Below are 14142 nucleotides of genomic sequence, written 5' to 3' on the forward strand. Positions count from 1 at the left end.
GGAATGATTCTATAACGGAGGCAGGGTATGGATATTGAAAAAATAAAAGAGGATTTAAGCATATGCTATCTTAAAACAATAGCTGCCGTTAGAGGAATTGCAGTTGAGCGAATAGAACATGATGAGGATAGTGTTGATGTCGTTATAAAAAAGGTTTTAAATATAGATAAAAATGTGTCATTCAATTCGCAGATTAGTGTACAACTGAAAGCAACATCTTCCAAATCACAATATAGAATAGGCAAACAGGAAATCTCGTATAAGTTAAAGGTGAAAAATTATAACGATTTATGTATGCCTGCTACGATGCCCAGTATGTTGGCATTGCTGATCCTGCCGGAAGAGATGGAAGAGTGGACGAAATGGACGCCAGATGAATTGATGATTAAAGGAAAAATGTTTTGGCTATCATTACAGAATCAAGAAGTGTCTGATAATAAAGATAATGTTACAGTTAAAATTCCTAAGGAAAACATTTTAAATGCGGACACCATTGAAAATCTGATCAAAAAAGCGGCTGAGGAGGGGATTTTATGATATATTCTGTAAATTTTGTGGATATGACATTGAAATTAAATCCTCTGGCTGTGACAAAATATCTATCAGAAACAAATTGGGAGCTATACCCAATCAAAAGAAATGATATTAAAATTTTTCAATACAAAAAAGAGGATTTGTTTGAACAGGTTACAATACCACTTGATAAAAAGTTGAGGGATTATAAGAATGCGATGTATGATGCAGTCTGTAAGATCGCTTATGTTGAAAAAAAATCTGTTGAGCAGCTTATGCTGTATTTATTGAATCCAAATACAGATATTTTAAAAATAAGGTTGGATAAAAAAGAGGTAGAGTCAGGAAATATCATGTTTGATGATGCCATTCAATTATTTGTCAATGCAAAGAAATTGATAGCGGCTACGGCGCTTGATGTAATTAATCCGAAAAAAATGCATTATGGAAGAATTAACGAACCTGTTCGGAACTTTCTTTCACAGTGCAGATTTGGACAAACGGAAATTGGAAGCTATGTTGTATCGGTTATATGTCCGTTTGTCGATTTTACGGGGACAGTAGGGTATAAAAAAATCAACGTTCTTTCAGATGAGGAACAATGTGCAAATTCACTCACTAGAAAAGTTATCAATCGGTTATTGACAAATATTGCTACAATCAAACAGGAGATTGATGCTGGCAATTTGGAATCTTTAGCGAATTATGATAGTCCTATAAGTTCTAATTTTTATGAAGCTCTGAGTGGACTAAGTATGGATACAGAAGATACAACCGTCGAATTTATGGCGGAATGGTCGCCGACTGTAAGAAGTAATCAATGTAAATATAACAGAATATTGATAACAAATGACTATTACGAGCCAATCAGGACTATTATTTCTAAGATAACAGAATATACGAATGAAAGAATAGAAACTGTTGATAAAATTGAAAGATTAGAAGTGGCACCAATTATTGATAGCAGAGAGTATGGCACCATCGAAAGAACAGAAATTGTCGGTAAAATTATAGAATTAAAAGCGGCACCGGTTATTGATAGCAGAGAGTATGGCACCATTGTTATTTATGTTGGTGATAATGCAAGAGTGAAATCTGTCACTGTGAAATTGGATAGAGAGGACTATGATAAGGCAGTCGCTGCTCATCAACATGGAAAGGCAGTTAAAGTGGTTGGTGATTTAAAAGGTCAGGTAAAGTCAGTTATGGAGAATGTGATCTTTAGCGTAGTGGAGTAATGGAGACGAATGCGATGGATAAAAATGTGTTAAAGAAATATGCAGTATGGGCGAGAAGAGAACTGATTGTCCGCGTTGGTCAGAGGGCAACCTTTTATGGCGTTACGGCAGAAGATTATGGTGATGTATCCGCAGAGAGCATAAATGGGAGAATTTTATCGGACATTGAAAAGAAACAAAGGAAGGCTTTGATTGCGCAGATTCGGAAAAAAGGTTATGAGGAAGTGATAGAGGAGGTTGCCTATACGTGGTTTAACCGTTTCTTGGCATTGCGATTTATGGAAGTAAACGGATATTTACCTGACCGTGTGAAAATATTTACCGATTGTGATAACCGTTTTCAGCCCCAAATTTTGAACGAGGCAATTGACTTAGAGATAGATGGACTGGATATGGAGAAAGTCTATGCCTATAAAGATGCCAATCAGACCGAGGAATTATACAAATATTTGCTGGTGGTACAGTGTAATGCTTTGAACGCTGTACTGCCCGGAATGTTTCAGAAAATAGAAGATTATACGGAACTTTTATTGCCGGATAAACTGCTGCTTGAAGGAAGTGTTATTGAGCGGATGATAGCGCTTATTCCGGAGGAAGACTGGAAAGATGCGGTACAGATCATAGGGTGGATGTACCAATATTATAACAGCGAAAAAAAGGACGAAGTATTTGCTGCGTTGAAAAAGAATGTGAAAATAACAAAAGAAAATATCCCGGCGGCTACCCAGCTTTTTACACCGGATTGGATCGTGCGCTATATGGTGGAGAACTCTTTGGGGCGCTTGTGGCTGGAGGGACATCCGAATGAGGAACTAAAAGCGGATTGGATATATTATTTGGAGGAGGCGGAGCAGGAGCCGGAGGTAGAGGCTGAACTTGTCAAGATTCGCGCAGAGTATGCGCAGCTTACACCGGAGGATATCCGTTGTATTGATCCCTGTCAGGGAAGTGGGCATATCCTTGTTTACATGTTTGATGTATTGATGCAGATCTATGAATCATATGGCTATACCACACAGGAAGCAGTTGCCAGTATTGTAAAGAATAATATCTATGGTCTGGATATTGATGAGCGGGCGGCACAGCTTTCTTATTTTGCTGTTATGATGAAAGCGTGTCAGTATGATAAGCGTTTTTTGAAAAGAAAAGATGAAGACGGAAAACCTAAAGTGCCACAGCCAAGGGTGTATGCAATTCAGGAAAGTAATGATGTGGATAGTCATGTGTTGGAATATTTTTGTAATGGGAATGCTGAATTAAAAGAGGTTATGGGAACCATTATGGAAGAAATGCATGATGCGAAAGAGTATGGTTCTATTATTACTGTTACAGAGCAGAATTGGAATGTGATTTATGCGAGATTTGAGGAAATTAAAGAGGATATTTCCATACATAAGGAAGGGGCGCTAGAATTACTGCCATTAGTACAGGTGGCACAGAGTTTGGCGCAGAAGTATGATGTGGTGGTAACGAACCCACCGTATATGGGTGGTTCAGGGATGTCAAATATATTGTCTACTTTTGTAAAGAGAAAATTTCCAAATACCAAATCCGATATGAGCACTATTATGATGGAACATATTCTGGATATGTGTTCAAAGTTTGGATATATGTCTATGATAAATATCCCTGTATGGATGTTTTTATCAAGCTATGAAAAAATGCGGAATAATATTCTACGGAATAACATGATTATTAATATGGTACATCCAGGACGAGGTATTTTTGGCTCAGATTTTGGTACTACATCATTTGTAATTTCAAAACAACGTATAAAAAAATATATAGGTCGTTATTATCGATTGTTTGATAGCCAAGGTGAAGTGCATAGTATTGAAGAACGCAGAAGAGCATTTTTGGATGGTAGAGGTTTACACCTTGTTCAACAAGATAACTTTGAAAAAATTCCTGGAATGCCAATAGCATATTGGCTTCAACGTCAAATATATGAAATGTATGGCAGTTATAAGACTATGGCAGAAATTGCCGAGCCAAAAGTTGGTATGCAAACTTCAAATAATGACAAATATTTACGATTTTGGCATGAAATTAGATTTGATGAGTTTCGTGGTTCTAGTTTTGGACTAAAATGGATCAAATACCTAAAGGGAGGAGCATATAGAAAATGGTATGGTAATTTAGAATATCTTTTATTTTACAACAAAACACCAGATTATATTTTATCACAAAAAAATGCAAGAGTATTGGATTTGGAGTTTTTGAAAAAGAAAAAGTGTACATGGACGGATTTGACAATAAGTAAAAATAGTTTTCGTATCGCGCCGGATGATACGTTTTATGATATTTCTGGACATTGTTTTTTCCCAAAGGAGAAAGACCAACTATGGCTTTTGGGTTACGTAAATACGTCAATATTTGCAGAACTGCTCAAAGTATTTAATTCTACGATTCATTGCCAAGTAGGTGATGTGGGAAAGATAATAGTACCCAACATTGAAAGTCAGAAAAAAAAAGTTTCTGACTTGGCGGAACAAAATGTTAATTTTTCCAAAGTGGACTGGGATTCTTTTGAAACATCATGGGATTTTGTAGGACATCCATTAACTCAAGGTATAATAGAGGATGGATTGATTATGGACAAATACAAGGATTGGAAAACGGAATGTGACACTCGTTTCAATCAGTTAAAGGCAAACGAGGAGGAACTAAACCGTATTTTTATTGATATATATGGGTTGCAGAATGAGTTTAGTCCAGAGGTAGACGATAAAGACGTAACTATTCGAAAGGCTGACCTACAACGTGATATTAAGAGTTTAATTTCTTATGCAGTCGGTTGTATGTTTGGGCGTTATTCGATTTATAAGCAGGGGTTAATCTATGCAGGAGGGAATTTTAATGAAGTTTATGGTGACTTTCCTATAGAAGTAATTAATATCAATCCTAATATTGCGGCGCATGGAACAGCTTTATATAAGTATGGTGCGCCAATTGATACTTATGAGAAAGTCTATTTAAAAGATATTGAACACATGGAAGATGCAGAAATGTTTTGGGGAGTTACAGAGAGTAATATTATTCCAATTACCGATGACGAATACTTTGCCGATGATATTGTAGGACAATTTATGGATTTTATTCGTATTGTTTATGGAGAGAAGTCCTTGGAAGAAAATTTGAAATTTATCGCAGACGCATTAGGTGGAAAAGGACAGCCAAGAGAAGTGATCCGCAATTACTTTCTCAATGATTTTTACAAAGATCACTGTAAAATTTACCAAAAGCGTCCGATATACTGGCTTTTTGATTCCGGCAAGAAGAACGGATTCAAATGCCTGATTTATATGCACCGCTACGAACCGGATACGATTGCCCGTATCCGCACGGATTATGTGCATGAACAGCAAAGCCGATATCGTACAGCGATTGCGGATTTGGAACATAGAATTGCAAATGCCGGAACAAGTGAGCGTGTGAAACTGAATAAATCGCTCAAAAAGATTCAGGAGCAGGCAGACGAACTACACACATATGAAGAAAAGATACATCATTTGGCAGATCAGATGATTGCGATTGATTTAGATGACGGCGTAAAACATAATTATGAGATTTTCAAGGATGTGTTGGCAAAGATTAAGTGAGGGATAACAGAATGGATTCGGAAAAAGTGATACAGGATTTGAACCAGCGTTTTGCGCAGCCCTTACCGGAATTTTATAAACGTAGAATTATATTCTGGTGCGATGAGGAACGGGAATTTGAAGACAAGTTGGATGAAATTGTCTTGCGTGATGCGAAGTTGATTGCGCTTACGGGGACAAATTATTTTGCTGTGAAGAAATTGTTAGGAGTGGAAGATCCCACAGGTAATTATGTGGTTTATTGTCCTTTATCCTATGAGAAACCGGAAGATGACTGGCTTTTGGATATCAGGCTGTACAGCGAGGAGTATCGGGCTGATTTGATTTCAAATTGGATGGATGAAATGGGACTTCCGCAGACAGCAGCACTTAGGAAGCAAGTGAAAGAGTATCGTAAGTTTTTTAAGGCGGCTGTCCGCAGGGAAAAGATTGCAAAGCAGAAGAATATTCCATCTGTGCCAAGACAGCTTGATATGGCTGTTATGGGAGTACTGGCTGGCATTGTAGATGTGACACCGTATGCCATTATAAAGAAAGTGCTTTGTGCCGGATTAGATACCGGGACAAATAGTATGTACTGCGGCTTTGCGGACTATGGAATAGATAAAGCCTTTTGGAATATGGTACAGAAAGGTACAGGTTATGTGGCGGATATTCCGAATTTGGGACATTTGGCAGCACATATTTTATTAACCAGCGCAACCCGTACCATGCAGCCGGAATACCTGTCAAAATGGAAAGATGTTGTATCGGAAGCGCATCAGGCATATTGCTATGATTTTGTATCAGAGTGGCTGCATAGTACAGATGCAGATCAACTGCGTGAGATTGTAATAAGAATTGAGGAGGAATTAAAACTCTCAGAGCAATTTATGAAACTGGATGTGGCAGACCTTGTCAATACAGAAACTTTTCCCTGTATTCATGAGTTGATTTTAATAAAGCTGATGACAGAAATTGCAGACAGTATTATAGATGTAAATATAATCAGGGAGACAGTGGAAAAACGGCGTACTTGCGTGTGGTATGAGGAAGTGAAAGACTTTTATGAGGGCATCTTGCAAGTTGCGAATATGCAGGATTTTTTCAAGGAACATACTACTGGTTTCCATTCAGCTCAGGCAGTGAAAGTCTGGAAAGAATATACCACAGAATATTACAAGATGGATACTTATTACCGCTTGTTTCATAGAAGTTATGGCAGGAGCCTGAAAACGTATCATGCGAAACTTCACGACCTTTTCAGCCATATAATGGAAAAAGCAGAAGGGCTGTATAAAAACTGGTTTTTAGGACAACTGGGAGAAAACTGGTCAAAAGTATGTGCGGAAGAAATGGAAAGATATGGAAAGATACTGGAAGTTCCACAACAGACGGATTTCTATAAGAGTAAGGTAAAGAATGCGGATAATAGAGTGTTTGTCATTATTTCGGATGCATTGCGGTATGAAGTCGCAGTTGACCTTGCAGAGCAATTGCGCAGAGAGACAAAAAGTCAGGTGGATTTAAGCAGTATGCAGAGCATTTTTCCTACCATTACAAAGTTTGGAATGGCTGCATTGCTTCCACACGAAAAGCTGTCTGTAAAGTTTCAGGGGAATATCGTTGATGTGTTTGCAGATGGAAAGAGTACAGAGAGCCATGACAGGGATAGGATATTAAAGTCTGATAGGGAAGACAGTGTTGCGTTAAAATATACAGATCTGGTAACTGCAAAAAGACAGGAGCGGAGTGCATGGGTTAAGTCGAAGAACGTGGTATACATCTATCATGATACAATTGATGAAGCCAGTCACACTTCAGACACACTTGTTTTCCCCGCCTGTGATGATGCAATGGAAGAGTTAAAAAACATTGTGCGGATTATTACGAGTGACTTTGGCGGGATATACATCATGATTACGGCAGATCATGGATTCCTATATACATATAGTCCTTTGACTGAGGATGACAAGGCAGATAATGCGGGATTTAAAAATCGTATCATAGAGTATGGCAGACGTTATGCAATTATGATGAAAGACTCAAAGCCGGAATATTTACAATATGTAAAATTTCTTGATGGAAATACGGATTATGAGGCATATGCTCCCAAGGAAAATGTCCGAATCAAAATGAATGGCGGCGGATTGAATTATGTTCATGGAGGTATTAGTTTGCAGGAATTGTGTGTTCCTCTGATAGAATATCATTTTTTGAGAAATCAATCCAAGGAATATCAGCGCAATAAGGAGGCATACGATACAAAGCCCGTGGAAATAAGCCTGCTTTCTGCAACACATAAAATTAGCAATATGATTTTCTCACTGAATTTTTATCAGAAGGAAGCAGTGGGAGATAACAGAACGGCGGCTGTTTATCAGATATATTTTACGGATGGTAAAGGAAAACAGATCAGTGACGTTCAGAAAATTATTGCGGATAAGACCAGTGAAAATGGACAGGAACGCACATTCCGGTGCAGTTTTAACCTAAAGTCGCTGAAATATGATAACAAAGAAATTTATTATCTTGTGATTGCTGAAGAAGGTGGAGAGATAAAAGCACAGGAAGAATTTCAAATAGACATTGCTCTGGCAGTGGATGATTTTGATTTCTTCGGATAGGAGGATGCCATATGGAGCGGATTGGGGAAGGAATAGAAGATACCCGTGAAATAATAAAGGGTAAGCTCCGTCAATATTTTGATGGTAAAATTGTGCGAAAAGACCTGACAAAGAAAATCAAGGAGGGTGCTAATGTTCCCGTTTATGTCCTTGAATTTCTATTGGGGCAATACTGCAGCTCGGATGATGAAGAAGTAATTGAGAAAGGCGTAAAAAATGTCAAAAAAATTCTGGCAGATAATTTTGTACGTCCCGACGAGGCGCAGAAGATTTTGTCTACATTGAGGGCAAAAGGGAACTATACAATTATTGATAAAGTCACGGTTTCCCTGAACATACGCAAAGACCAGCATGAAGCTGAATTTTCAAATCTTGGATTGAGTGGCATTCCGATAGAAGATTCGTATCCGGAGAAATATGATCGCCTGTTATGCGGAGGCATTTGGTGCATTATTCAGCTTGAATATGTATCAGAGAGTAAATTGGAAGGAGATATGCTTTCCGGGATTGTGGATATTGATGGAAATCCTGTGCAGTCCAGAAAGAAAAAATCAAAAGAAACAGTTTCACCGATTAAAATCGTTAAACTCACACCGATACAGATGCCTCATGTGGATATTGAGGAGTTGAAAGATGCGCGCAGACAATTTTCAAAGGATGAATGGATGGATATTATGCTGCGGTCAATCGGTATGGAACCTGATACGTTGACTTGTCGGGAAAAGTGGTTACTTCTGATACGCATGATTCCTTTGGTGGAAAATAATTTTAATTTGTGTGAACTTGGACCTAGAAGTACAGGTAAATCGCATTTGTTCAAGGAGATTTCCCCGAACAGTATATTAGTATCCGGCGGTCAGACTACAGTGGCAAATCTGTTTTATAATATGGGGCGTAAAACGGTAGGGCTTGTTGGTTTGTGGGACTGCGTAGCATTTGATGAAGTGGCGGGTATCCATTTTAAGGATAAGGATGGCATACAGATTATGAAAGATTATATGGCATCCGGTTCCTTTGCGCGTGGCAAGGAGGAAAAGGCAGCGTCCGCATCTATGGTCTTTGTAGGAAACATTAATCAAAGTGTAGATGTGCTATTAAAGACTTCCAGCTTATTTGATCCGTTTCCGCCGGAAATGGGAACTGATACAGCATTTTTAGACCGAATGCATTGCTATGTGCCGGGGTGGGAAATTCCTAAGTTCAGACCGGAACACTTTACAGATGAGTATGGTTTTATAACAGATTACTTGGCTGAGTTTATAAGAGAATTACGCAAGGAACAGTATGGAGACGCCCTTGACCAGTATTTCAGGCTTGGAAAGAATTTAAATCAAAGAGATACCATAGCGGTTCGGAAAATGGTGGGCGGTCTGGTGAAGCTGATATATCCGGATGGCGTTTATACAAAGCAGGAGTTAGAAGAAATATTGCAGCTTGCTTTGGAAATGCGGCGCAGGGTAAAAGAACAACTGAAAAAGCTGGGTGGCATGGAGTTTTACGATGTGAATTTCTCCTACATAGATTTAGAGGATTTGTCAGAACATTATGTTTCTGTACCTGAACAGGGTGGTGGAAATCTGATTCCTGAGGGATTGTGTAATCCGGGACAAGTATATACAGTATCCCGTGGCAAATCCGGAATGATAGGAGTATTTCGATTGGAAAGCCAAATGTTACCGGGTTCAGGGAAGTTTGAAAGGACAGGTCTAGGTTCTGATCGGGATGCGAAAGAGGCGTCAAATACTGCTTTTAGCTATCTGAAAGCGAATGGCAATAGAATTAGTGGTTCTATCAGCACGACAGCGAAGGATTATGTTATCAATTATCAGGATTTGCAGGGAATTGGAATGACAGGGAAGCTGGCGCTTCCGACTTTGATTGCATTGTGTTCGATTGCTCTGAATAAGCCGGTACTTAGTTCAACAGCCATTATGGGAGAAATCAGTATCAGCGGAACAATGATAAAAGTGGATGAACTGGCAAATGCGCTTCAGGTTTGCTTGGATAGTGGCGCGAAAAAAGTATTGATTCCCTCTACTTCTTTTGCAGATTTTGCGACAGTTCCGGCAGATTTGATGAGTGCATTTCAGCTGATACCGTATGCGAGTGCGGAGGATGCAGTGTTTAAGGCTTTGGGGGTGGAATGAAGCATGCAACCATTTAATGATTGGGATTTAGCTATTGTACTGGGTGCAAATAAACAGGAAATGGTAAAAAAAATAGATGCATTCAAAAATGAAGAAATAATGGCGAATGATTTAGAAGTTCTTGCTAGCAATTTGTATGAGGAATTTCGTATTGAGCCTGTAGAAATAATGGATGAAGAATTTAGCAAGCGGCACATTAAACAGGCTAAAATAAAAAAGTGGATTGAACCATTTTATAGAGATTCTTATGGGAGAGAGTATGCAGAAGTAGACGGAATTGTTATGATATTCTATTTTCCGTTTACAGGTGAGGAAGATTTATTTAAGTATCGCGCTTCAACGTTTGCATTAGGACCATATCCGAACATTTCGATAAGTCAAGGATTCGTTTCATTAAGATATGAGTATTCTTTGAAAGAAATGCAAGGTGAAAGGGCGAAAGATAGTGCATTGGAGAAATTAGAACATGATATAAAAGATATTCGTGATGGGATAAGTTATGCCAATAAAGATGTTGAGTCTTATAATGCATCCTTGCAAAAACAGGCTCTACATTTTCTTGAGGAGAAAAAGAAAAAAGTTGAATCGTTTTTTTCGGTAGCCAATATGTTTGAAGTTCCGGTTAAGAAATCCGCTTATGCAGAAACACATGTACCATTACAAAGGAAAATCGTTCCTATTGCACATGAGTATAAAAAGGAAGATATTTATAGTATTAGTGATGCTAATTATGCGGATATATTAGCTACAATTAAGCATATGGGTAGCACTTATGAGAGAACACCAAGGTCTTATAAGGATATGAAAGAGGAAGATTTGCGGAATACGCTTCTTGCGGCTTTAAATGGAACGTATTTGGGCGGTGCGGTAGGAGAAGCATTTCGTAATAATGGGAAAACAGATATTTGTATTGAAGAAAAAAACAGGGCAGCTTTTGTAGCAGAATGTAAGATGTGGACAGGGCAGAAAGCCATTGCGGATGCATTGAAACAATTGGATAGTTATTTGACATGGAGAGATTGCAAAACAGCGCTGATTTATTTTGTTCGGAAAAAAGATTTTTTGGCAATACTTCAAACTGCGGAAGAAGCATTAAGAGCCCTACCAGAGATGCGCCAAGTGCAAATATTGGATAAGAATGAATTTAAATGTTGCATGATATCGACACAGAATCCTGGGCAACAGATACAGGTTAGAGTGATGCTTTTTAATATGTATGCGAAAGAGTAATGCTTTGATATATGTGGAGTGTGATTAGATTAAAAGTGTTATAAAGTGTGATATGTTTAAAATATTTTTCAATATTACGCTTTTGAGAAAAGAATATAAAATTATGAGTAGGTCAATTATATTGATGACAAATGTAATTTTGCAATTCTATTGAAAATAGAAATTTTATGAAGAATATTGGCAGGGAGAGATAAATATGTCGATAATACCTAATAATTTTGTTAATGCTGTTGTAGCAATAGGTGTAGAACAACAATGTAATGGATATATAGAAAAATTGTGGATTGGAACAGGTTTTTTAGTAAGTATGCAAGAGCCTAATAATATACAAACATCAACGATTTATTTGATTACCAATAAGCATGTTTTAAATGGCAAGAATACGGTTTACGTTAGATTTAATAGTATATCAGGAACTTTTGTTAAAGACTATGAAATTCAATTAATAGATGGCTTGGGAAGAAAAACATATACAGAACATCCGGATGCCGAAGTTGATATTATTGCAATACAATTGAATCCACAGTGTTTAATTAATGATAGCTCTATTTGGGGTGCAATAAACATTGAGACAGAATCGTTAGATGTATATACAATGAAAATGCAGGGAATAGATGAGGGCTGGTTGGTATATGCACTTGGTTTTCCGATGAATTTAGTGAGTGACTTCAAGACACCTATATGCAGAATGGGATGCATATCCAGATTAACAGATGCATTTGTGCAACCAGAAAAAGCAAAATACTTTTTAGTTGATGCGCAGGCATTTCCTGGTAATTCTGGTGGACCTATAATAAGTAAACCTGAAAATATATTTACGACAATAGGAGTAAATTATATGCCGGCAAAATTGCTAGGGGTGTTAAGTGCATATATTCCCTATAGAGATGTCCTAATTAGTCAGCAAACTCAGGAGACTAAAATGGTACAGACCGAAAATAGCGGACTGACCATAGTTTATCCGGTGGATAGGATAAAGGAAGTTGTTCTTTTAGATTGGAACAGGCATAGAGAGGGTGTTATAAATACTTTTGGTACATATATTGCTGAAAATACTGAAAAAGGACAAATTTCAAATAGTAATTAAGCTTTTCAGGAATGTTTGAAAATGCAATGAAAAATTGTGTAATGTACTGAGCTGAATATAGTAAGAAGAGTTGGAGGAGAATAGATGGATGGCAAAAATGAAATAATTGAAATGAATCAGTCTTTAGATATGTTGATTGAGGAGTCCATTGAATTAATCCAATATGCAAGGCAGATTACCGCAAAACAGGTAAATTTGGTGCAATTAATGACTTATTACTCGTTGGGAAAATGGATTGTTGAGGAACAGCAAGAAGGAGAAGAACGGGCGAAATATGGAAAGCAGGTTTTGAAAAAATTATCAGAAAGTCTTACAAAAGAATTTGGTAGGGGATTTTCTGAAACGAACTTGGAATATGCCAGAAAATTTTATCTCACATATGCAGATCGAATTTCCCAGACACTGTTTGAGGAATTTGCAGTTAAAAAATCCCAAACAGTGATTGAGGAATTGAATGAGGAACAACCTTTTATTGTTTCATGGTCGCATTATCTGCAACTAATGCGAATTGAAAATGTGGATGAACGAAAATTTTATGAGATAGAATCAGCAAAATCCGGTTGGGGGATACGTACATTGCAGAGGCAGTATAATTCAAGCCTATATGAAAGGTTGGCTTTGAGCCGGGACAAGGATGAAGTAATGAGACTGGCAAAAGAGGGCAATGTCATTACAAAACCGCAGGACATTGTGAAACAGCCCACAGTGCTTGAATTTCTTGGGTTAGATGAAAAAGCAAAATACGTGGAATCTGATTTGGAGACTGCAATTATCAATAAATTACAAAAATTTTTGCTGGAATTAGGAAAAGGTTACTTATTTGAAGCAAGGCAGAAGCGGTTTACATTTAAGGAAGATAACTATTATGTTGATCTTGTGTTTTATAACAGACTATTACGGTGCTATGTATTGATAGACTTGAAGATTGATAAATTGACGCATCAGGACTTGGGGCAGATGTTGATGTATGTGCATTATTATGACAGATATGAAAAGCTGCCCGAGGAAAATCCAACAGTAGGAATTCTATTATGCAAGGAAAAGGATGATGCACTTGTAGAAATTACGTTACCAGACGATTCCAATATTTATGCATCAGAGTATCAGTTGTATTTGCCGGATAAGAAGGAACTTCAGAAAAAATTGAAAGAATGGATAGATGAAGGGACGGATTTGTAGAAATTATTATTGTAGACACAATTTTTGAAACATACTCAAAAAGTTGCTACACTGTCGCAACAATTACGATGAAAGGGAAAACGTTCTTATATAGCGGTCTCAAAGAGTAGTAATAGAGTAAAATGACTTTGGGGAGTTTTAGAATAGTAATCGGGGAAACTACCCCAAAAGAAAGATACTTACTGCCTCAAAAAAAGGATTATTATAATAAGGATTTGCAAGGAATTTGCATTTGAAAGTGAAAACTTCGCTCAAAAAAATGAGCGCAGTTTGAGCGAAGTTTTAATCGGAGTGTACAAACGTTCTTGGCTACAAAATGGCTACAAAAATTCTGAAAATACAGAGAAAATCAATATTTTCAAAAGATATGATGACAGAAAACCTCGAAAACACGCCATCGGTCAAACAGGGTTTCCCCAACCTAATCCGTGAGGGTGGTAGAACGGTTGGTTCAGGTCGTGTGGCTACTATTATCGAGTAAATAGGAAATGCAGTAAAACAGGGCGTTCCCGTTGTGGGTTCGCCCTTGATTTATGCCTT

Annotated in this window: 9 protein-coding genes; all 9 read left to right on the forward strand. The window is 37.7% G+C overall.

Features of this window, described 5'->3' with window-relative positions:
• Positions 1-27: 27 nt before the first annotated feature.
• The 9 genes from V1224_02565 to V1224_02605 all read left to right on the forward strand — a co-directional run bounded on the left by V1224_02565 (position 28) and on the right by V1224_02605 (position 14083).
• Positions 28-537, forward strand: coding sequence for a DUF4365 domain-containing protein (locus V1224_02565; GenBank protein ID WWR16359.1), 510 nt, complete (start codon positions 28-30; stop codon positions 535-537).
• Positions 534-1751, forward strand: coding sequence for a hypothetical protein (locus V1224_02570; GenBank protein WWR16360.1), 1218 nt, complete (start codon positions 534-536; stop codon positions 1749-1751). Before V1224_02565 ends, V1224_02570 begins: the two co-directional genes overlap by 4 nt.
• Before the next feature lie 14 nt (positions 1752-1765).
• On the forward strand, positions 1766-5353 hold the full coding sequence (gene pglX, locus V1224_02575; protein ID WWR16361.1) for a BREX-1 system adenine-specific DNA-methyltransferase PglX: 3588 nt from the start codon (positions 1766-1768) through the stop codon (positions 5351-5353).
• Positions 5354-5364: 11 nt separating this feature from the next.
• The gene (gene pglZ, locus V1224_02580; GenBank protein ID WWR16362.1) at positions 5365-7959 is read left to right on the forward strand and encodes a BREX-1 system phosphatase PglZ type A; all 2595 of its coding nucleotides are present in this window, start codon (positions 5365-5367) and stop codon (positions 7957-7959) included.
• Between the two features lie 11 nt (positions 7960-7970).
• Positions 7971-10106, forward strand: a complete 2136-nt coding sequence (gene brxL / locus V1224_02585; protein WWR16363.1) for a protease Lon-related BREX system protein BrxL — start codon at positions 7971-7973, stop codon at positions 10104-10106.
• A gap of 3 nt (positions 10107-10109) precedes the next feature.
• Positions 10110-11336 (forward strand): hypothetical protein, encoded by a 1227-nt coding sequence (locus V1224_02590; protein WWR16364.1) that lies wholly within the window; start codon positions 10110-10112, stop codon positions 11334-11336.
• A gap of 196 nt (positions 11337-11532) precedes the next feature.
• Entirely contained in the window at positions 11533-12423 is an 891-nt protein-coding gene (locus tag V1224_02595; protein ID WWR16365.1) for a serine protease, read from the forward strand.
• Positions 12424-12507: 84 nt separating this feature from the next.
• On the forward strand, positions 12508-13602 hold the full coding sequence (locus V1224_02600) for a PDDEXK nuclease domain-containing protein (GenBank protein ID WWR16366.1): 1095 nt from the start codon (positions 12508-12510) through the stop codon (positions 13600-13602).
• Positions 13603-13918: 316 nt separating this feature from the next.
• A complete protein-coding gene (locus tag V1224_02605; protein WWR16367.1) occupies positions 13919-14083 on the forward strand; it encodes a hypothetical protein in 165 nt (54 codons plus the stop codon).
• Positions 14084-14142 lie beyond the last annotated feature (59 nt).

Source organism: Lachnospiraceae bacterium JLR.KK008, from assembly GCA_037015955.1.
Lineage (GTDB): Bacteria > Bacillota > Clostridia > Lachnospirales > Lachnospiraceae > VSOB01.

Bases quoted from the DNA above. Each gene is read 5' to 3' on its own strand.
- V1224_02565 (WWR16359.1), top strand. From the start codon at position 28: ATGGATATTGAAAAAATAAAAGAGGATTTAAGCATATGCTATCTTAAA.
- V1224_02570 (WWR16360.1), top strand. From the start codon at position 534: ATGATATATTCTGTAAATTTTGTGGATATGACATTGAAATTAAATCCT.
- pglX (WWR16361.1), top strand. From the start codon at position 1,766: ATGGATAAAAATGTGTTAAAGAAATATGCAGTATGGGCGAGAAGAGAA.
- pglZ (WWR16362.1), top strand. From the start codon at position 5,365: ATGGATTCGGAAAAAGTGATACAGGATTTGAACCAGCGTTTTGCGCAG.
- brxL (WWR16363.1), top strand. From the start codon at position 7,971: ATGGAGCGGATTGGGGAAGGAATAGAAGATACCCGTGAAATAATAAAG.
- V1224_02590 (WWR16364.1), top strand. From the start codon at position 10,110: ATGCAACCATTTAATGATTGGGATTTAGCTATTGTACTGGGTGCAAAT.
- V1224_02595 (WWR16365.1), top strand. From the start codon at position 11,533: ATGTCGATAATACCTAATAATTTTGTTAATGCTGTTGTAGCAATAGGT.
- V1224_02600 (WWR16366.1), top strand. From the start codon at position 12,508: ATGGATGGCAAAAATGAAATAATTGAAATGAATCAGTCTTTAGATATG.
- V1224_02605 (WWR16367.1), top strand. From the start codon at position 13,919: ATGGCTACAAAAATTCTGAAAATACAGAGAAAATCAATATTTTCAAAA.